The organism is Streptomyces sp. NBC_01717 (assembly GCF_036248255.1).
Lineage (GTDB): Bacteria > Actinomycetota > Actinomycetes > Streptomycetales > Streptomycetaceae > Streptomyces.
In genome coordinates this window covers 1344477-1362783 of record NZ_CP109178.1, presented here as the reverse complement: position 1 = coordinate 1362783, position 18307 = coordinate 1344477, and the positions used below count along the sequence as shown (strand labels likewise).

18 protein-coding genes are annotated in these 18307 nt (G+C 70.5%); 11 read left to right on the top strand and 7 right to left on the bottom strand.

The features are described from left to right. Both OHB49_RS06385 and OHB49_RS06380 read left to right on the top strand, forming a co-directional pair. Positions 1-858, top strand: a complete 858-nt coding sequence (locus tag OHB49_RS06385) for an amidohydrolase family protein (RefSeq protein ID WP_329158611.1) — start codon at positions 1-3, stop codon at positions 856-858. A gap of 34 nt (positions 859-892) precedes the next feature. Beyond that, complete coding sequence (locus OHB49_RS06380) at positions 893-1753, top strand: Fpg/Nei family DNA glycosylase (RefSeq protein ID WP_329158608.1); 861 nt, start codon at positions 893-895, stop codon at positions 1751-1753. 27 nt (positions 1754-1780) lie between these two features. On the opposite strand, the gene OHB49_RS06375 is transcribed toward OHB49_RS06380, so the two are convergent. Then, positions 1781-2476 (bottom strand): anti-sigma factor family protein, encoded by a 696-nt coding sequence (locus tag OHB49_RS06375; RefSeq protein WP_329158607.1) that lies wholly within the window; start codon positions 2474-2476, stop codon positions 1781-1783. A gap of 36 nt (positions 2477-2512) precedes the next feature. Here OHB49_RS06375 and OHB49_RS06370 point away from each other — a divergent pair, with 36 nt between their 5' ends. The 4 genes from OHB49_RS06370 to OHB49_RS06355 all read left to right on the top strand — a co-directional run bounded on the left by OHB49_RS06370 (position 2513) and on the right by OHB49_RS06355 (position 6490). After that, positions 2513-3295, top strand: a complete 783-nt coding sequence (locus OHB49_RS06370; protein ID WP_329158605.1) for a LytR/AlgR family response regulator transcription factor — start codon at positions 2513-2515, stop codon at positions 3293-3295. Between the two features lie 62 nt (positions 3296-3357). After that, positions 3358-3720 (top strand): hypothetical protein, encoded by a 363-nt coding sequence (locus tag OHB49_RS06365; protein WP_052189755.1) that lies wholly within the window; start codon positions 3358-3360, stop codon positions 3718-3720. Then, positions 3717-5198 (top strand): sodium/solute symporter, encoded by a 1482-nt coding sequence (locus OHB49_RS06360; protein ID WP_329158603.1) that lies wholly within the window; start codon positions 3717-3719, stop codon positions 5196-5198. The genes OHB49_RS06365 and OHB49_RS06360 overlap by 4 nt, the downstream gene beginning before the upstream one ends. Before the next feature lie 62 nt (positions 5199-5260). Then, a complete protein-coding gene (locus tag OHB49_RS06355; RefSeq protein ID WP_329158601.1) occupies positions 5261-6490 on the top strand; it encodes a sensor histidine kinase in 1230 nt (409 codons plus the stop codon). 37 nt (positions 6491-6527) lie between these two features. Here the strand turns inward: OHB49_RS06355 and OHB49_RS06350 are convergent, their stop codons facing one another. Further along, a complete protein-coding gene (locus OHB49_RS06350) occupies positions 6528-7058 on the bottom strand; it encodes a hypothetical protein (RefSeq protein ID WP_329158599.1) in 531 nt (176 codons plus the stop codon). A gap of 129 nt (positions 7059-7187) precedes the next feature. Between OHB49_RS06350 and OHB49_RS06345 the strand changes: the two genes are divergently transcribed. After that, positions 7188-7388, top strand: a complete 201-nt coding sequence (locus OHB49_RS06345) for a zf-HC2 domain-containing protein (protein WP_030973713.1) — start codon at positions 7188-7190, stop codon at positions 7386-7388. Here OHB49_RS06345 and OHB49_RS06340 read toward each other — a convergent pair. Both OHB49_RS06340 and OHB49_RS06335 read right to left on the bottom strand, forming a co-directional pair. Beyond that, the gene (locus tag OHB49_RS06340) at positions 7319-7891 is read right to left on the bottom strand and encodes a sigma-70 family RNA polymerase sigma factor (RefSeq protein ID WP_030973714.1); all 573 of its coding nucleotides are present in this window, start codon (positions 7889-7891) and stop codon (positions 7319-7321) included. The two genes, OHB49_RS06345 and OHB49_RS06340, sit on opposite strands and share 70 nt — an antisense overlap. A gap of 227 nt (positions 7892-8118) precedes the next feature. Then, entirely contained in the window at positions 8119-11019 is a 2901-nt protein-coding gene (locus tag OHB49_RS06335) for a glycoside hydrolase domain-containing protein (RefSeq protein ID WP_329158595.1), read from the bottom strand. 97 nt (positions 11020-11116) lie between these two features. Here OHB49_RS06335 and OHB49_RS06330 point away from each other — a divergent pair, with 97 nt between their 5' ends. From OHB49_RS06330 to OHB49_RS06315, 4 genes are all read left to right on the top strand, one after another. Next, positions 11117-12256 carry an ROK family protein gene (locus tag OHB49_RS06330; protein ID WP_329158593.1) on the top strand — a complete coding sequence of 380 codons (1140 nt, stop codon included), beginning with the start codon at positions 11117-11119 and terminating at the stop codon, positions 12254-12256. Between the two features lie 99 nt (positions 12257-12355). Beyond that, a complete protein-coding gene (locus OHB49_RS06325; protein WP_392749895.1) occupies positions 12356-13348 on the top strand; it encodes an ABC transporter permease in 993 nt (330 codons plus the stop codon). After that, positions 13345-14265: a carbohydrate ABC transporter permease gene (locus OHB49_RS06320; protein WP_030973718.1), complete on the top strand. Its 921-nt coding sequence runs from the start codon at positions 13345-13347 to the stop codon at positions 14263-14265. The genes OHB49_RS06325 and OHB49_RS06320 overlap by 4 nt, the downstream gene beginning before the upstream one ends. Before the next feature lie 61 nt (positions 14266-14326). Next, the gene (locus tag OHB49_RS06315) at positions 14327-15958 is read left to right on the top strand and encodes an extracellular solute-binding protein (RefSeq protein ID WP_329158591.1); all 1632 of its coding nucleotides are present in this window, start codon (positions 14327-14329) and stop codon (positions 15956-15958) included. Positions 15959-15998: 40 nt separating this feature from the next. On the opposite strand, the gene OHB49_RS06310 is transcribed toward OHB49_RS06315, so the two are convergent. The 3 genes from OHB49_RS06310 to OHB49_RS06300 form a co-directional block, all read right to left on the bottom strand. Continuing rightward, positions 15999-16460 carry a universal stress protein gene (locus tag OHB49_RS06310; protein WP_329158590.1) on the bottom strand — a complete coding sequence of 154 codons (462 nt, stop codon included), beginning with the start codon at positions 16458-16460 and terminating at the stop codon, positions 15999-16001. A gap of 202 nt (positions 16461-16662) precedes the next feature. Next, positions 16663-17319: a class F sortase gene (locus OHB49_RS06305; RefSeq protein ID WP_329158588.1), complete on the bottom strand. Its 657-nt coding sequence runs from the start codon at positions 17317-17319 to the stop codon at positions 16663-16665. A gap of 447 nt (positions 17320-17766) precedes the next feature. Continuing rightward, on the bottom strand, positions 17767-18297 hold the full coding sequence (locus OHB49_RS06300) for a hypothetical protein (protein ID WP_030973726.1): 531 nt from the start codon (positions 18295-18297) through the stop codon (positions 17767-17769). Between the last annotated feature and the right edge of the window lie 10 nt (positions 18298-18307).

Below are 18307 nucleotides of genomic sequence, written 5' to 3'. Positions count from 1 at the left end.
ATGACCGGCCGGGAACGGATCGTCGACGCCCACCACCACGTATGGGACCTGGCGGTACGCGACCAGGAGTGGATCACCGGGGACGAAATGGCCCCGCTCGCCCGCACGTTCACCCTCGCCGACCTGGAGCCCGAGGCCCGCGCCGCCGGGGTGTACGCCACCGTCCTCGTCCAGACCGTCACCGTCCCCGAGGAGACCCCCGAGTTCCTCGCCCTCGCCGACGGCAACGACCTCGTCGCGGGCGTCGTCGGCTGGGCCGACCTCACCGCGCCCGACATCGCCGACACCCTGGCCGCGCTGCGCGAACTCCCCGGCGGCGACCGGCTGGTCGCCATCCGCCACCAGGTCCAGGGCGAACCCGACCCCGAGTGGCTGCTGCGCCCCGACGTCCGTCGCGGGCTGTCCGCCGTGGCCGCCGCCGGACTCGTCTACGACCTGGTCGTCCAGTCCCATCAGCTGCCCGCCACAGTCTCGGCCGCGGCCCTGCTGCCCGAACTCACCTTCGTGCTCGACCATGCCGGCAAGCCGCCCATCGCCACCCGGACCCTGCACCCCTGGGCGGCCGACCTCGAGGCCCTGGCCGACCACCCCAACACCGTCTGCAAACTCTCCGGCCTGGTCACCGAGGCCGACCTGCGTTCCTGGACGGTCGACGACCTGCGCCCGTACGCCGACACCGTTCTCGACGCGTTCGGGCCCGACCGGCTGATGTTCGGCTCCGACTGGCCGGTCTGCCGGCTCGCGGCGAGTTACGCGGAAGTCGTCGACGCGGCCCGCACCCTCACCGAAGACCTCGCCGAGCACGAGCGGGCGGCGGTCTTCGCGACCACCGCCGAGCGGGTGTACGGACTTCGATAGGCACCGCCCCCTCGAGTGCGGCACCCTGGGAACCATGCCCGAACTACCGGAGGTCGAGGCCCTGCGGGTCTTTCTCGACGAAAACCTGGTCGGCAAGGAGATCGCCCGCGTCCTGCCGCTCGCCGTCAGCGTGCTCAAGACCTACGATCCACCGCTCACCGCCCTGGAGGGCGACACCGTCACCGGTGTCGCCCGGCACGGCAAGTTCCTGGACATCGGCGTCGGCCCGCTGCATCTGGTCACCCATCTCGCCCGGGCCGGCTGGCTGCACTGGAGGGACAGCTTCCCCGCCACCCCGCCGCGCCCCGGCAAGGGACCCCTGGCGCTGCGCACCGTACTCACCGGTGGCGACGGCTTCGACCTCACCGAGGCGGGCACCACCAAACGCCTCGCCGTGTATCTGGTCCGCGACCCGGCCGAGGTGCCCGGCATCGTCCGACTGGGGCCCGATCCGCTCGACGACGCCTTCGACCGTGACGCGTTCGCCGCGCTGCTTGCCGGGGAACGCCGTCGGATCAAGGGCGCTCTGCGCGACCAATCGCTGATCGCGGGCATCGGCAATGCCTACAGCGACGAGATCCTGCACGCCGCGAAGATGTCACCGTTCAAACTGACCGCGAGCCTCACCGACGACGAGACCACCCGGCTGCACACCGCGCTGCGCACCACGCTCCAGGATGCCGTGGCACGCTCCAGCGGAGTGGCGGCCGGAAAGCTGAAGGCGGAGAAGAAGAGCGGGCTACGTGTCCATGGCCGCGCCGGCGAGCCCTGCCCGGTCTGCGGGGACACCATCCGGGAGGTCTCGTTCAGCGACTCGTCGCTGCAATACTGCCCGACCTGCCAGACGGGCGGCAAACCGCTGGCCGACCGCCGGCTCTCCAAGCTGCTCAAATAGCGCGCCGCCGCGCTCACCGCCGGCCCCTCAGCGGGTCAGTTGCAGCAGCCGCCGTCCGTCCGCCGCACGGATCTCGAAACGGTCGATGGCGGCCGGGTGCAACGCAGCCCCGCCCTGCATCGACAGCGGATTCTCGTCCGGGCCGGCCACCGACCAGGTGGTGACGGTCTCCTCGCTGCCGTCCCGCCCCACCGCGACCAGTGCGCACACCCCCGCCAACGGCACGCGCGACACCTCCAGGCCGACATCCGTGCCCCACTCCTTCGCCCCGGTCGTCACCACGGCCGCCAGCCCCGTCGACCGGTCGGCCGCCGCCCACCGCTGCACCTGCGCCTGCCCCGGCGGCCCGGCCGATTCACCGACCACCACGAGCGGCCCGCCCACCGCGAGGACCACCGCCGCCGCCACCAGCGCCAGCCGTCGCCTGCGGCTCCTGCGCCGCGCGGCCACCACCGCACCCACCGCACGTCGCATCAGCTCCGGGCCCGCCCGTACCGCCGGATCCACCCCGGGCGGCGTCCGCCGCGCATGCTCCGCGAGCACCGCGGTCACCGCACCGAACTCCGCCGCCCGGACTTCGCACAGGGGGCACTGGGCCAGATGCTCCTCGAAGCGGAAGGCATCGGCAGCGCCGAGCACGCCAAGTGCGTAGGCGCCGACATTGCGATGAGGTTCCGGGGTGCGCATGCCGTCTGGTACGGACCCGGCCCGCGAATCACTCAAGCCAACTCCACCGGACACGCTCTACACTCCGGCCTCATGCTGCGCGTACTGGCCGTCGACGACGAAGCACCCGCCCTGGAGGAGCTGCTCTACCTCCTACGCGCCGATCCGCGCATACGCAGTGCCGAGGGCGCCACCGGTGCCACCGAGGCGCTGCGCCGGATCGGCAGCGCCGTGGACGCGGGGCCTGACGACCCGTCCGCCATCGATGTCGTCTTCCTCGACATCCACATGGCGGGCCTCACCGGACTCGACGTCGCCCAGTTGCTGGCCGGGTTCGCCGCGCCCCCGCTCATCGTCTTCGTCACCGCCCACGAAGGCTTTGCCGTCCACGCGTTCGACCTCAAGGCCGTCGACTACGTCCTCAAGCCCGTGCGCCGCGAGCGGCTCTCCGAAGCAGTGCGCCGTGTCGCGGAACAGATCGGCGACCGCTCCGCACCCGCGCACCCCACGCCTGTCCACTCCGCGTCCGTCCACGACACCGCAGCCGACCAGATACCCGTCGAACTCGGCGGAGTCATCCGGTTCGTCCCGGTCGACGACATCGCGTACGCCGAAGCGCAGGGCGACTACGCGCGGCTGTACACCGCCACCGGCAGCCACCTCGTCCGTATTCCCCTCACCACCCTTGAGGAGCGCTGGCGCTCGCGGGGCTTCGTGCGCATCCACCGCCGCCATCTCGTCTCCCTCGCCCGCATCGACGAGCTGCGGCTCGACGCGGGCACCATGAGCGTCCGTATCGGCACCGCGGAGCTCGCCGTGAGCCGACGTCACACCCGCGCGTTGCGCGACCTGCTGATGCGGCGGACCGGCCGCTGACCAGGGCCTACCCGGGTTCGAACCCTTCCCAGAGCGCCCCCGGCTGCGTACACTCCGGGCCCATGTCCGCAGAGTCGACGCCCCGGCGTGAAGTGGTGACGGGGGAGCCCCGGCGGGTGCGCCCGCTTCCGCGCTACCGCACCCAGTCGGAGATCGACGAGCAGACCGCTCTCGGTGGCGCCTATGTCCGTTCGTTGATGCGCAGTCAGCTGCGCGCCGGACTCACCGCCTTCAGCGTGCTCGCCGTGGTCGTCGGTACGCTCCCGCTGGTCTTCGAGGCCCTGCACAGCGCCGCCGTCGTATGGGCGGTCCTCGGCTTCGCCGCCTATCCGCCACTGACCCTGATCGCCTGGTGGTACGTGCGGCGGGCCGAGCGCAACGAGCGCGACTTCGCCCGGCTCGTGGAAGGCCGCCCCGCGCAGTGAGCCGGACATACGCGGTGGCGGCCGTGGCCGCCGTCGTTCTCACCACCCTTCTCGTCGGCGGTTTCGGGCTGCGCATCTCCCGCACCACCTCGGACTTCTACGTCGCCTCCCGCACCGTCCGACCCCGGCTCAACGCCGCTGCGATCAGCGGCGAATACCTCTCCGCCGCCTCCTTCCTCGGCATCGCGGGCCTGGTGCTCGTGCACGGCCCCGACATGCTCTGGTACCCGGTCGGCTACACCGCCGGCTATCTGCTGCTGCTGGTGTTCGTCGCCGCGCCGCTGCGCCGCTCCGGGGCGTACACCCTGCCCGACTTCGCCGAGGGGAGGCTCGAATCGCGGCAGGTGCGCAGGCTGGTGAGCGTCCTCGTCGTCGGGGCGGGCTGGCTGTATCTCGTACCGCAGCTCCAGGGCGCCGGGCTCACCCTGAAAATCCTGACCGGGGCGCCCGGCTGGCTCGGCGATGTGCTCGTCGCGGCGGTCGTCGTGACGGCGGTCGCCGCGGGCGGCATGCGGTCCATCACCTTCGTGCAGGTATTCCAGTACTGGCTGAAGCTGACCGCGCTCCTGGTCCCCGCGATCTTCCTGGTGCTGGCCTGGCACGGCAGCGGGCACCCCCGGGGCACCTTCGACGAGCAACTGTCCGTCTTCCGCGCCGACCACCCCCTGTACGCCACGTACGGGCTGATCATCGCGACGTTTCTCGGCACCATGGGGCTGCCGCACGTCGTCGTCCGCTTCTACACCAGCCCCAACGGCCGCGACGCCCGCCGCACCACCGTCGTCGTGCTCGCCCTCATCGGCACGTTCTATCTCCTGCCGCCCGTCTACGGAGCGCTCGGCAGGGTGTACGCCCCCGAGCTCATCCACGGCGGGGATGCGGACGCGGCGGTGCTGCTGCTGCCCGAGCGGGTCATCGGCGGGCTCGGCGGGGATCTGCTCGGCGCGCTCATCGCGGGCGGCGCGTTCGCCGCGTTCCTGTCGACCGCCTCCGGACTCACCATGGCCGTCGCGGGAGTCATTACCCAGGATGTCCTGCCGTCGCGCGGGGTACGGCACTTCCGGCTGGCCACCGTGCTCGCCATGTGTGTCCCGCTGGCCGGTTCGCTGATGGTCAGCCGGGTGCCGGTGGCCGACTCGGTGGGGATGGCGTTCGCCGTGTCGGCGTCGTCGTTCTGCCCGCTGCTGATCCTCGGCATCTGGTGGCGGCGGCTCACCCCGCCCGGCGCGATCGCCGGACTGCTGCTCGGCGGCGGCTCGGCGTTCCTGTCCGTCGCCATCACCGTCAGCGGTGCCGTGCGTCCGCCGGGATGGCCGCACACGCTGCTCGCCTGGCCCGCCGTATGGTCGGTCCCGGTCGGCTTCCTCGCGATGGTTCTGGTGTCGCTGGCCACGCCCGGCCGCATCCCGCCCGGGACGAATGCCGCGATGACGCGCTTCCACCTGCCGGAAGCGCTGATGCCCGGCAGACACCGATGACTTGGGGCCTCGATGACTGAGGAACGTGGTGGGCCGGGGGCCTCGACGACTGGGGGACAGCCATGACCGGGGCCGGATACGCCGTACTCGTCCTGCTCGTACTCCTGCTGTTCGGCGGCGGCTTTCTGCTCGGCCGCCGTACCGCCCGCCCCGTTCGCACCAGCGACGTCGGCACCCCCGTCGAGCACGCCACCTTCGAGACCCTGCACACCGCCTCGCTCGCCGCGCCCCCGCTGCGCGCCGGGCTCACCGAGGAGAGCGCCCGCAAGTCCGCCCGCAGGCTGCGCTCCCTGCTCGGCACCGACGCGCTCTGCCTCACCGACCGGGACCGGGTGCTCGTCTGGGACGGCGAGGGCGACCACCACGGCAAGCACGTCATGGACCAGGTGCGGGGCCTCCTCGCGAGCGGTCGCGACACCGCCTTCCACAGCGACTGCGACGACCTCGACTGCCCGCTGCGCTGGGCCGTCGCCGTGCCCCTGACCGTCGACCACCGGGTCCTCGGCAGCCTGATCGCCTACGCCCCGCGCGAGTCCGCGGTGCTGGCCAGGGCGGCCGGAGAGGTCGCCCGCTGGGTCTGTGTACAGCTGGAACTCGCCGAACTCGACCGGTCCCGGACCCAGCTCATCGAGGCCGAGATCAGGGCCCTGCGCGCCCAGATATCCCCGCACTTCATCTTCAACTCCCTGGCTGCCATCGCGTCGTTCGTCCGCACCGATCCCGAGCAGGCGCGTGAGTTGCTGCTGGAGTTCGCCGACTTCACCCGCTACTCGTTCCGCAGCCACGGCGACTTCACGACCCTCGCCGACGAGCTGCACTCCATCGATCAGTATCTGGCGCTCGTACGGGCCCGCTTCGGCAAGCGACTCTCGGTCAGGCTCCAGGTCGCCCCCGAAGTGCTGCCCGTCGCCCTGCCGTTCCTCTGTCTCCAGCCACTCGTCGAGAACGCGGTCAAGCACGGCCTCGAAGGCGCCGTCGCCCTTCCCCGAGATCTCAACTCCGCTCGAGCTGGGGAGACCCCGATCCGCATCTCCATCAGCGCCCTGGACGCGGGCTCCGAGGCGGTGGTCGTCATCGAGGACGACGGCACCGGCATGGATCCCGAACGGCTCCGGCAGATCCTGCGCGGCGAGGGCGGCACCTCCACCGGCATCGGCCTGCTCAACGTCGACGAGCGGCTGCGTCAGGTGTACGGCGACGACTACGGGCTCGTCATCGAGACGGGGATCGGCGCAGGGATGAAGATCACCGTGCGTCTGCCGAAGTACCGCGCCGGGGTGCACGGTTCGTGACCGACGCCACGAGCGACACCCGCCGGGCGGGCAGCGGTCAGTACAGGTGGATCGCCAGATGCCCCAGCGGCAGTCCCAGCTGCCAGGCCGGCGTCCACACCTGGGCCATCTCCTGCGGCCACTCCAGGTCCTCCTCGACATCGACCGGTTCCCAGGGCGCCGGACCGATCGCATCGAGGTCGGCCGCGAGCAGCTCGGTCTCCTCCAGCCATCGCCACGCGACGCGGGCCAGCGCCAGATCGGGGTCCGGTCGGCCCCGCCCGTCCGGCACCGGAGCCGCCGCCAGTGCGTCGAGCCGTTCGCAGACCCATCTGCGCCAGGCCGTCCCGTACGCGGTCAGCAGCCGCAGCTCGTCCATCCGGGTGGCGGGCAGGGCATCGGCCACGCCTCCGTCGGAGAGAAAGATGGTCAGGGCGAGCGCATCGCGCCCCGCGCGGTACTCCAGCGTCGACGGCTCCATCAGCTCGCCGGTCCGCAGCAGCTCATCGGCGATGTACTCGGCGTACATCCAGGCCATCGGGACCAGCAGCCCGCCCCCACTGGTTCCATCCGTACGTTCCGGACGCATCCCGTCTCGCCTCTTTCTCTTCTCGGCACCGGGCTACACGCAGCATTGAACCGGGGGAGCGCGCCCCGCGTGGCCAGAAGGACAGGATCCGTCGGACCGGATCCGTCACAGAACAGACATGAGGTTGCGATGACCGCCGATCCCGGGGAGGGCCCGCATGTACGGCAGTTGCTCGGTGCCTATGTTCTCGACGCACTCACGCCCGGGGAGACCCGCCGCGTCTGCCGCCATCTCCGGGACTGCGACGGCTGCATCGCCGACTATGTGGAGATCGCGGAGGCCGCGGCCCTGCTCGGCCTGGTCAGCGAGGAGGACCTGCTCGGGGAGTAGCCGGGCAGATTACGGGAGAGCAGGCGCAGCGCGTAGTAGGAGCGGGACTTGACCGTGCCCGCCGGAATGCCGAGCACCTGCGCCGTCTCGCCCACGCTCAGCCCGCGGAAATATATCTGCACCAGCACCGCACGGTGCTCGGGGCTGAGCGTGCGCACCGCCTCGCGTACATCGAGTGCGGCGACGGTGGACTCCGTGGAGTCCTCCCGGTCCGGGGCGCTCTCCAGCGCGACGTCGCCGACCTCGGTCGGCCGGGCCTGCCGGGACCTGCGCGCGTCGATCGCGAGGCGCCGCGCGACGGTGAAGAGCCAGGGCCGCATCGAGTCGTACGGACCGTCGAACGCCTCCGGGTGCTGCCAGGCCCGTACCAGCGTCTCCTGGAGGAGGTCCTCGGCCCGCTGCCGGTCGCCGAAGGTCAGACCGAGCAGGAAGTGCAGGAGCGCGGGACCGTGTTCGCGTTGCAACTTCGCGAGGGCCTGCTCATCGGTCGTCGTCGTGGTCATCGTGCACGCCCTTCCCCGCGGAGGCCCTTGCCGCCGCGCCGCTGCCTGCGCCGTATACGAACGCATTCGCGCCGAGACGAACAGGAGATGCACCGAGGCGTGCGACGAGCGGTCGCACAGAGCGGCGAATGGTGCGGTGAACGGTCGGGCGGACGCCGATCGGGCTCAGGGACTTGTGCGGCAGGCCCCCGGCCCGTCCTCGGCCGCCGCGGCCGAGGACGGGCCGGTCAGCATGGCACCGGAGCCGGTCGTACGGACAGCAGCCAGCCGCGTCCCGGCGCCACCGGTACCCGCTCACCCGCCGCGAAGGAGCGTTCCGGCTGGAAGCCCTCGATCGCGGGCGCGTACGCCGCCACCGGGCCGTCGGCGTCCGTCAGGACACACCCCACCGGTTCCGCAGCCCATGACGCGACCGCGGTCACCGTCCCGCCGGGTCCCTCCCAGGTGGAGGCGAGGACATCGTCACGGCCGGTGGACACAGGAGGTTCGTCCGACCACCAGCCGGTGAACTCGGATTCAGTGAGGCGAAGTTCGTCGAAAGCCCGCCATATCGGCCGCACATCGGTCATCGGGGCACGCGCCGTCATCCCGAAGACCAGGCCCCGCCACGGGTTGCCGCCCCCCTCCAGCATCTCGCCCATCAGCCCGAACGGGATCCCTGACAGCTCCACCAGCCAGTACGCCGGATCGCTCCCCTCGTAGTCGAACAGCTCGCCCAGCCAGAGCCGGTCGGTGTAGGGCATCAGTTCCGCGTACAGATTGGCGCTGGACGCGAAGCCGTCCGGCTCCCGGTACTGGTTGCAGGAGTGCAGATCGATCAGGGGTGCCGTCTCCCCGGAGCGCGCCAGGGTCTTGCGTACGCGCTTCATGGTGGTCCGGTCGTACGCCACGTCGTCGAGATAGAGGCCGTCGACCCCGATCCGGCGACGCAGCCGGTCGATACCGCACACATAGGAGTTGTGCCACCGCGAGTCGCCCGAGGTCACGACGGCCACATCGGCGACATCGGGTGCCACCCAGCCGGGGACGTAGTCCGTGCCCAGATGCTCGTGCAGCCAGGCGTGTCCACCGCCGGGCCCCGGTGCCAGCACTTCGCTTCCGAGGGATGCCAGGACGGGCAACTCCGGGTTGTGACGCGTGAGTTCGCGCACCGTGTCGTACACCTTGACGCGGATGCCGAGCCGGTGCGCCTCGGCTGTGTACTCCTCGAGCACGTCGGCGGCGAGCAGAGGGTCGTTCAGGTACGGGTTGGGCGGGGTGGCGTGGTGGAGGTTGACGACGTTCGCGCCGTAGGCGGCGATCTCGGCGGGGGAGGCGTATGCGTGGAAGTAGCGCTCGGCGAGGTGGCGTCGCACCCGGATCGGCTTGAACGGAGTGAGCAGGAGACGCAGTTCGAAGCAGTGGCGCTCCCCGGCGGCGATCCTCAGCGGGCCGCTGTACGCGGTCACCGTCCGCACCCCGTCCGCGGTGCGCAGCCGGATGCCGCCGTGCCCGTCCCCCGCCCAGGAACGCGGCGCGACGAGGGGCTTCTCGCGGTAGTAGTTGGTGTTCAGCGGACGTGCATAGTGCTCGTCGCGCAGCGACACCTGGATGCCGGCCGAGGGGGAGCCGAGCCAGAGGGAGTCCTGATTGCGCGTGGGGGTGTCCCACTGCCAGTCGTACGTCTCCGGGCAGATCTGCCCCGGCAGTCCGAGCCCCATCGTGTACCGGGCGATCTCGGCGACGACCGGCACATCGAGCCGTACGTCCAGGGCGAGTTCGTCGACCGCCTCGACGGTGGCCCGTACGACAAGGAAACCGTCGGCCTCCAACTCGCCCTCGGTGACGAGTCGGAGCCCGGGACCGGTGGCTTCGGTGGACCAGTGCACCCGAGCCGGTCCGGTACGTTCCAGCTTCAGCGGAACCCGGTCGAGCGGGCGGCCGACCGTGAGCGTCACCGGCCCGGCCAGCAGATCGCGCTCCGGTCCGTCCGTGCCGGTCACCGCCGAGGTGAACGAGGAGGTGAGCCGCTGCGGCAGCCCGTCGGGGCCGATCTCGACCGCCCGGCCGAGGATTTCCAGCCGGCGTCCAGCCACCTTCACCGGGGTGAACGGCGGGACGACCTCGTCGTCCTGGCCGAGCGTCGAGTCCAGCCAGCGCAGCCGGGCCAGCCGTGCCGGATCCCCGGCGCCGTGGTCGGTGACGGTCCGCGGATCCACGGTGATCCGCAGCGGCAGCACCCGCTCGCCGGCGCCGTCGGCGCGTACAGCGATCTCGCCCTCGTACATACCGGGCTCCGCGTCCTCCGGAACGTCCAGGCCGAACCAGAGCACGTGTACGCGACCCGCGTCGATGCCGATTTGATTCTCGAACGGCAGCCCGCGTGCATCGGTGCCGCCGGCGGTGAGCGACCGGACCGGAAAAGGCAGCCCGCGGACCTCGGTACGGACCTCCGCCAGCCCCCGCACTGCGTACACCCCGGTCTGCAGCACATAGAACTCGCCCCGCGCCGCCGAACCCGAGAACGGCGCGAACGGCACGGCGTCCGCCCAGCGGGCGGGCAGCCCGTCGTACCGGCCGAGCGGACGGTCGCGGTCCTCGCCGAACAGCAGCAACGGCTCGTCCGGGTGGGCCGCGGTCAGCGCCGCGCACTCGCCGGCGGTGGCCGCGAACCCCATCGGGGCGAAGGAGTCGACGGCGCTCACGGCCTCGTACCGGAACGCCTCCGCGCGAGGCAGCGTCGCCCAGACCCGCTCCGGCCGGTGCAGCCCGCAGCGATGCACCCAGCCGGGGTCGGCGGTCGGTGTCGGCTGCCGGTACGCGGCCTGCGGATAGTACGGCCGGCCGGTATGCGCGTACGGCAGGTAGTGCACGGCGTAGTCACCCTCGCCCTCCACCGGCTCGAAGGCGATCCGGCCGTGCCCGGCCGTCACCTCGATCGGCACCGTGTTCCGCACCCGCCGACCGGATGGCGCGAGCACGATGACGTCCACCGCCGCGGGGTCCGGATCCCTGCGACGCCATGGCAGTTCGGCCCCGAACACCGGGCCGCCCGAAGGGGCGCGTACCAGGATCCGGTGGTTGCCGTACATGTCGCTGTCCCATGATCCGAGCCCGCACTCCAGCTCGGGATGGCCCTGCTCACCCATGTCCGCACTCCCTCAAGGGCGCTATTTATTAGGTAAGTTGCTCAATCGCCATGGGCCACCATGGAGAGACTTCGATCACGCTGTCAAGGGAGAGGCCATGGACCGGGGTGGGGACGCCTCGCTGCTGCGCCGACTGAACACGGCCGCCGCGCTACGGGTGATGCGGGCACGCGACGAGGTCACCGTGCCGGAGCTCGCCGGGCTGATCGGAGTGTCCCGGCCGACCGCCCAGGACCTCACGGCACAGCTGCTGCGCGAGGGCAGGCTGGTGGAGCTGGAGGCCAGCAGCGGCGCCGTCGGCCGCCCGGCCCGCCGGTTCCGCTTCCGGGCCGAGGCGGGCCATGTCGTCGGCGTGGACATCGGAGCGCACAAGGTGCTGGTCCACGCCGTGGACCTGCTCGGCCGCACGGTTGCCGCGCAGCGCGTCGTGGTCACTCCCGCCATGACCGCTCGGCGACGGCTCAAGGCCGTCCGCGGGGCGATCGAGGCCTGCCTGGCCAAGCCCGAGGCCGCCGGGGTGCGCCCCCTGGCCACCGGGATCGGCACCAGCGGCATGGTGGATCTGGCGGGCCGGGTGGTGCGGAGCACCGCGCTGCCCGGCTGGACCGGACTCGACCTGGGCCATGAGCTCGCCGACTGCGCGCCGGGGCCGGTCCTGGTCGGCAACGACATCCAGCTCGCGACGCTCGCCGAATGCGCCGGGGGAGTGGCCGTCGGCGTACGGGACGCCATCTACCTGTACGTCGGCAACCGCCCCGGCATCGGTCTGTGGCTGCACGGCCGGCTGCACCGGGGCAACGGCGGCGCAGCCGGCGAACTGCTGCCCCCGGACGGCTGGTCGGCGGCATACCGGCGGCTGCTCGACTGGGCCGCCGGACACCAGGGCGATGAGCTGCCCACCCGGAACAGCGCCGCCCGCGCCGTGGTCGAGGCCGCGGCCGCCGGGGACGGCGGCGCACGGTACGCCCTGCGCGCCTTCGCCGAGTCGCTCGCCGAATGCCTGGCGCCCCACGTTGCCGCGCTCGATCCGGAACTGGTGGTGCTCGGCGGCGGCATCTCCCGGGCCGGCGCGCTGCTCAGCGAGCCGTTCGCCGCGGAACTCGCGGGCCGCTGCCCGAATGCGCCATCCGTGCGGAACTCCGCACTGGGCGAGGAATCAACTGCAATCGGGGCAGCCCGGATGGCATTGGAACACATCGATCACGCCGTGCAGAAAAGTCCAACTGCCGAGGACTAATTGGCTGTTGACCTACCGGTTCGACGCTTCGATGATGTGGCCACTCTTTTCGGAAAGTTGGTTTCTAAATTCGTCGAGCCGCCAGGCCAGGGAGTACGTGTGACATCCGCTGCAACAGCGCGCAGCCCACGGGCCGCGTCCCCACCCGAGCCCAGGGCCGAGAGCGGCCGTCCCCCGCTGCGGCGCGTACCGCTGCGGGTCCGGCTGCGCAACAACTGGGTGATGCTCGCCCTGATGGCCCCGGGCCTGCTCTTCTTCGCCGTCTTCTTCTACGTGCCGATGCTGGGCAACATCGTCGCCTTCCAGGACTACCAGCCGTTCATCGGCTTCAAGGACAGCCCCCTGGTGGGCCTGGCCAACTTCCAGGAAATGTTCGCGGATCCGGCGTTCTGGGAGTCCGTACGCAACACCCTTGCCTTTGCCGCGCTGCAGCTGATCTTCTTCTTTCCGGCCCCGCTCGCCCTCGCCCTGCTCATCAACAGCCTGGTCAGCAGCCGCGTCAAGAGGTTCGTGCAGAGCGTCGTCTACCTTCCGCACTTCATCTCCTGGGTGCTGGTCGTCGCCCTCTTCCAGCAAGTGGTCGGCGGCGCCGGACTGATCAGCAACTTCCTTCGTGACCACGGTCTTTCGGCCCTCGACGTGATGACCGACCCCGGCACCTTCCCCATGCTGATCACCGCGCAGGTGATCTGGAAGGACATCGGCTGGGGCATGATCATTTATCTGGCGGCGCTCGCGAACGTCGACCAGAGCCTGTACGAATCGGCCGCCGTGGACGGTGCCGGACCCTGGCGGCGCATGTGGCATGTCACGCTGCCCGCCGTCCGCGGAGTCACGATCATGCTGCTGGTGCTGCGCCTCGGCGACGTACTGTCCGTCGGCTTCGAGCAGTTCCTTCTTCAGCGCGACGCGGTCGGCGCCCGGGCCGCAGAGGTTCTCGACACCTACGTCTACTACCACGGCGTGGTCTACGGCGACTGGGGCATCGGCGCCGCCGCCGGCCTGGTCAAGGGCGTGGTCGGTGCACTGATGATCTGGGGCGCCAACCGGCTGGCCCACGCATTCGGAGAGCAAGGGGTGTACAGCAGATGAGCATCGGACTTCCCTTGTCGAAGCCCCGGACCGCGGACCGCCGGGCCGCCTGGGAGGAGCCGCCCACCCGGCTCGGCTCGGCCGCCAAGGCCGTCGTGATCACGGTCATCGTCGCTGTGATGACGGTGCCGTTCCTCATCGTGCTCTCCACCAGCCTCGCCTCCCGTGAGGAGATCACGGCCGCCGGCGGGTATGTCCTCTTCCCGACCGAGCCGACCCTTCAGGCCTACCGCACGATCCTGTCCGGCGGGCTGGTCACCCGCGCCGTCACGGTCAGCGTCCTGATCACCGGCGTCGGCACGGCACTCTCCCTCCTGACGACCATCGCCCTGGCCTACGCGCTGAGCAAGCGAGGCGTCCCCGGCAGCAAACCCGTCCTGCTGCTCGTCCTGTTCACGCTGCTCTTCGCCCCCGGCATGATCCCGATGTACGTCCTGGTCAGGGAGCTCGGTCTGCTCGATTCCTACTGGGCGCTGATCCTGCCGGGCCTGGTCAACGCCTTCAACCTGGTGGTGATGCGGGCGTTCTTCATGAACATCCCCGACGAGCTCTACCAGGCGGCCCGGATCGACGGTGCGGGCGACTGGCGGATCCTCACCCGGATCGTGCTGCCGCTCTCGAAAGGCGTCATCGCCGTCGTCGGGCTCTTCTATGCGGTGACGTACTGGAACGCGTTCTTCAACGCGATGCTCTACCTCAACGACTCCGGGAAGTGGCCGGTCCAGCTGCTGCTGCGGACCTATGTGGTGCAGAACAAGCAGATGGCGGCCGACCAGCTCGGCGTGGCCCATCTGCCGCCTCAGCAGTCGATCTCCATGGCGGTCGTCATGATCGCGCTGATCCCGATCCTGCTGCTCTACCCGTTCCTCCAGAAGTACTTCACCAAGGGCGTGCTCACCGGCGCGATCAAGGGCTGACCCGAGCCCGCTCCTCACCCGTCCCCCCTCTCACCCTGTTGCGGAGATTTCCATGACCGGCATGTCCCGACGCACATTTCTGGGCCTGAGCACCGCCGTCGCGGCGGGCGCCGCCGCCACCGCGCTCACCGGCTGCGGTTCGTCCACCGGCCACCGGACCGAAGCCGCCTCGGCAAAGGTGAAGCTTCCCGCGTACGTCCCCTTCACCAAGGTCACGCCCGATCTGCCGGCCAACGCGAAGGGCCTCTCCGCGGGCTATCTCTCATACCCCAAGGAGCTGATCCGGAGCGTCCCCAAGGCCCCCGGCGACGGCTCGAAGGTCACCCTGCTCACCGAGATCTGGACCCAGCCGCCGCTCCCCAAGGGATCCAACGAGCACTGGCAGAAGATCAACCAGGAGCTCGGCGTCGACCTCTCCGCGATCCTGGGCACGGATCCCGGGTATGAGGAGAAGTTCTCCGCCACCGTCGCCGGCGGGGACCTGCCCGACCTGATGTGGATACCGCCCAACCAGGGCATCCAGCACATTGCCGAGCTGCTGGAATCGAAGTGCGCCGACATCACCGACTACGTCTCGGGTGACGCGGTCAAGGACTACCCGAACCTCGCCGCGATGACCCCCGCACACTGGAAGACCGCCGTGGTCAACGGCAAGATCTGGGGTGCGCCGAGCCCCTACCCTGCGTTCGGCCAGGTCTACGCCGGCAACCCCGAGGTCTGGGAGAAGGCGGGCGGCCTGTCCGCGAGCAGCCCCGACGAGTTCCTGGCCAAGTGCAAGGAGGTCACCGGCGGCAAGGTATGGGCCCTGGAACCGATCTATGTCAATGCCGTCAGCGTGCTGAGCCAGTGCTTCGGCACCCCGAACAAGTGGCGGCAGAACAAGGACGGATCGCTCACCTTCTGGCAGGAGACCGACGAGTACCTGGCGGCACTGGACTTCGTGCTCAAGCTCAAGCAGGCCGGCGTCTTCTACCCGGGCGACCCGAAGATGGCCGACGCCTATCTGAAGATGGCGCAGGGATCCATCGGCGCCACGGTGTTCGCCAATCCGTCCGGCGGCCGTGCCAACCTCCGTACCAACGACCCATCGCTCGCGGCGGAGGTCCTGATCCCGTTCGCCGCGGGCGGCCGGCAGCCGAACCACCACTACCACCTGGGCACGATCGGCTACACCGCCATCAAGAAGGGCAGCGAGAAGCGGGTACGGATGCTGCTCGGGGTGCTGAACTACCTCGCTGCACCGTTCGGCAGCAAGGAGCGCGAGCTGCTGGAGTTCGGCACCGAGGGAGCTGACTTCACGTACGACGAGCAGGGCTTCCCGCAGCGCACCAAGAAGGGGAAGCAGCAGGTCGAGGGGTTCTACAGCGGACTGGCGACCGCGACGACCGCACCGTTCGCACTGCTGCCCTCGGCCTTCCCCGGTACCCACGGCCCCGAGGACGTGAAAGCGACGTACGCCGTCGAGCAGAAGCTCATCGGGACCGCCATCGCCAACCCGACGGTGGGCCACTACTCCGACGCGTACACCGAGCACTACGGGCGCATGTCGACCGAGGCCACGGACCTGGTCAACGACATCGTCAGTGGCCGCAAGAAGATCGGAGAGTGGAAGCCGTTCTGGACCGAGTGGCGCTCCAAGGGGCTGGACCAGATGGCCCGGGAGTTCCAGAAGTCCATCGAGAAGAACGCCTGACGGCCCGGCAGGCGGGGCCCGCCACGACACCGTCGGCCGGTTACGGAACGACGGTGACGGGCCAGCGCCCCGCCTTCACCAGCCGGATCGCCACCGAGCCGATGAACCGGTGCCCCGCCGACTCCGACGCGCCCACCACGACGGCGTCCGCCCTCAGTTCGTCGGCCGCGGTGACCAGCCCGTTGTACGGATCACCACGGAAGGTGTGGAACTCCCAGCGCACATCCCATATGTCCTTCAGCCGCTCGGTCGCCGCACGGATCTCGCTCACCAGACCCTCCGCGACCTCGCCGGTCGCGTCGGCGACCGGTGCTCCGAGCGCGGCACCCGCAGCCATCACGGGCTGCACATAGACGAGGGCGAGCAGGGCGTGCTGCCGGCGGGCCAGCCCGGCAGCGTACGCGGCGGCGCGCATCGAGGAATCGGACCCGTCGAGGCCCGCGACGATCACCTTCGGACCGTCTGTGCCACGTTCGAACTGGTGGGGCTGCTGGTCTGTCACGGCAGTGAGGTTAGCCGCTCCCGCCGCCACCCTTGACCCGGGCTGCCCCACTGCCGGGTCCGGAGTCGCCGGTTACCTCGGGCGCACTCCCTCCATTGGGTGCAAAGCGCCCCGGAGCGAAGGATGCCGCTCCCGACGACGGCTGCCGGATCACGGTGCCGCACCGCGGCTGAGCGCGCGGCTGCGATTGGTCCGCCCCGGATCAGAGGGTCGCGACCAGGCGGGCGAAGACGACGACACCGGCGTCGTGGCCGTCGGCTGTCGTGCAGCCGCCGTGGGTGATGAGCCGCAGCTCCGCCCTGCCGGTGTCGCGGTACACCCGGTCGCCGGGGAAGTCGTCTGTGGAGAGCACCTCGACCCGGTAGACCTCGAACACCGCGACCCGGTCATCGTCCCTTGGCACCTCGATCCGGTTGCCCTCCCTCAGCGAACCGAGGTCGTGGAACACGGCAGGTCCCGCCATGGTGTCGACATGGCCGACGAGAACCGACGTGCCCAGCTGACCCGGTGCGACACCGTCGCGGTACCACCCGGCGAGCTGAGGATCCTCCGGAGGGGGTGTCCCGAGCGAGCCGTCCGGCTCCAGGTCCACATCGACGAGCGGCGCATCGACCCGGATCGCGGGGATGACCGCGCGCGCGGCGGGGGCGTAGGCCAGCGGCAGCACCGTGACGACCGCCGGAGGCGCACCGGCGGCGTCCTGATGGCGGTGGGCCGAGGCGACGGCGACCGGCTGGGGCGGGGCCGGCGAGGGGTCCGGACCGTTCCGCACCAGGGCGAGGCCGGTGAGCAGTACCAGGGCGAGCGCACCCCAGGGCGAGTATCTGGTCCGCTCGACGTGCCAGTGGTCCCGGCCCATCCCTGATCTCGGGTGGGAATTCCGGCCTTCAGGCCGGGCGGGAAACGCATCTTGAGATTCGGAGCCGCGAAGCTGCGTAGTAGCCTGCGATCCTGCTTCGGCAGCGGTCAGGGCTTGGCCGTCATGAGACCCCGTGGGGTCAGGTGAGAAGCCGCCTCGTTTACGAGGGGGAGGAGTCACGGTTCTCCCTTCGTCGCGACGATGCTGGGAACACTAGGCGCGCGGCGCCCGGGCGGCGATCAGGGAAGAGCGAATGGGTGGCCGGCCGAGAGGCCGTCCTCATCGGAGCCGGGACCGGGTGACGATTCTGTCCATCCATTACATGTGGTCCCGTCAGATCAGTGAATGCCGACGGGATGTGTCGGATCATCGGTCCGATGTGCGCGTCGCCCCGGGTCCTGGATCAGGACCCGGGGCGACGCGCGTTCCACCGTCGGCTCGCGCCGTTCAGTGGTGGCGGCTCTCCTTCCGCCGGCGCACCACGAAGAGGGTGCCGGTGGTTGCGACCACCGCGAGTGCGGTACCGCCGACCACCTCCGCGGAACTCATCCGGCCGATGCCGCCGAGGCCACCCTGCACGCTGCGCGGCGCGATCGTCGTGGACCCGGTGGGTGTGGGATTGCCGGCGGAGATCGTGAGGCGGATCTTCGCCGTGGACGTAGGGGACGTATTGCAGATGAACGTCACTTCATAGGCAGCGCCAGGTTTGGCATCCCAGTCGACCGTGGCCGCGGCGGTGCCCCCGCTGGGAATGGTGATGCTGTCGAAGACGCCCGAACTGGCCGTCGCTGCTTTTGAGCACCCCCGGGCGGCCAGGGTGACCTGGCCTCCCGGCGCGACCACCGACGGGGCGACGATGGGTCGGGTCGCGCTGGGCGCCTCCTTGGACATCGCGGCATGCGCGGTCGCGGCCGGAGCGGTCAGAGCGAGAGCGGTGGCGCCCAGCAGGGCGACGGGTGCGACACCTATGGGGCGCATGATGATTCCT

Coding starts and splice junctions, on each gene's coding strand:
- OHB49_RS06320 (WP_030973718.1), top strand. CDS start 13,345: ATGAGCATCGGACTTCCCTTGTCGAAGCCCCGGACCGCGGACCGCCGG.
- OHB49_RS06350 (WP_329158599.1), bottom strand. CDS start 7,058: ATGCGTCCGGAACGTACGGATGGAACCAGTGGGGGCGGGCTGCTGGTC.
- OHB49_RS06300 (WP_030973726.1), bottom strand. CDS start 18,297: ATGCGCCCCATAGGTGTCGCACCCGTCGCCCTGCTGGGCGCCACCGCT.
- OHB49_RS06355 (WP_329158601.1), top strand. CDS start 5,261: ATGACCGGGGCCGGATACGCCGTACTCGTCCTGCTCGTACTCCTGCTG.
- OHB49_RS06380 (WP_329158608.1), top strand. CDS start 893: ATGCCCGAACTACCGGAGGTCGAGGCCCTGCGGGTCTTTCTCGACGAA.
- OHB49_RS06365 (WP_052189755.1), top strand. CDS start 3,358: ATGTCCGCAGAGTCGACGCCCCGGCGTGAAGTGGTGACGGGGGAGCCC.
- OHB49_RS06335 (WP_329158595.1), bottom strand. CDS start 11,019: ATGGGTGAGCAGGGCCATCCCGAGCTGGAGTGCGGGCTCGGATCATGG.
- OHB49_RS06340 (WP_030973714.1), bottom strand. CDS start 7,891: ATGACCACGACGACGACCGATGAGCAGGCCCTCGCGAAGTTGCAACGC.
- OHB49_RS06345 (WP_030973713.1), top strand. CDS start 7,188: ATGACCGCCGATCCCGGGGAGGGCCCGCATGTACGGCAGTTGCTCGGT.
- OHB49_RS06305 (WP_329158588.1), bottom strand. CDS start 17,319: ATGGGCCGGGACCACTGGCACGTCGAGCGGACCAGATACTCGCCCTGG.
- OHB49_RS06315 (WP_329158591.1), top strand. CDS start 14,327: ATGTCCCGACGCACATTTCTGGGCCTGAGCACCGCCGTCGCGGCGGGC.
- OHB49_RS06370 (WP_329158605.1), top strand. CDS start 2,513: ATGCTGCGCGTACTGGCCGTCGACGACGAAGCACCCGCCCTGGAGGAG.
- OHB49_RS06330 (WP_329158593.1), top strand. CDS start 11,117: ATGGACCGGGGTGGGGACGCCTCGCTGCTGCGCCGACTGAACACGGCC.
- OHB49_RS06385 (WP_329158611.1), top strand. CDS start 1: ATGACCGGCCGGGAACGGATCGTCGACGCCCACCACCACGTATGGGAC.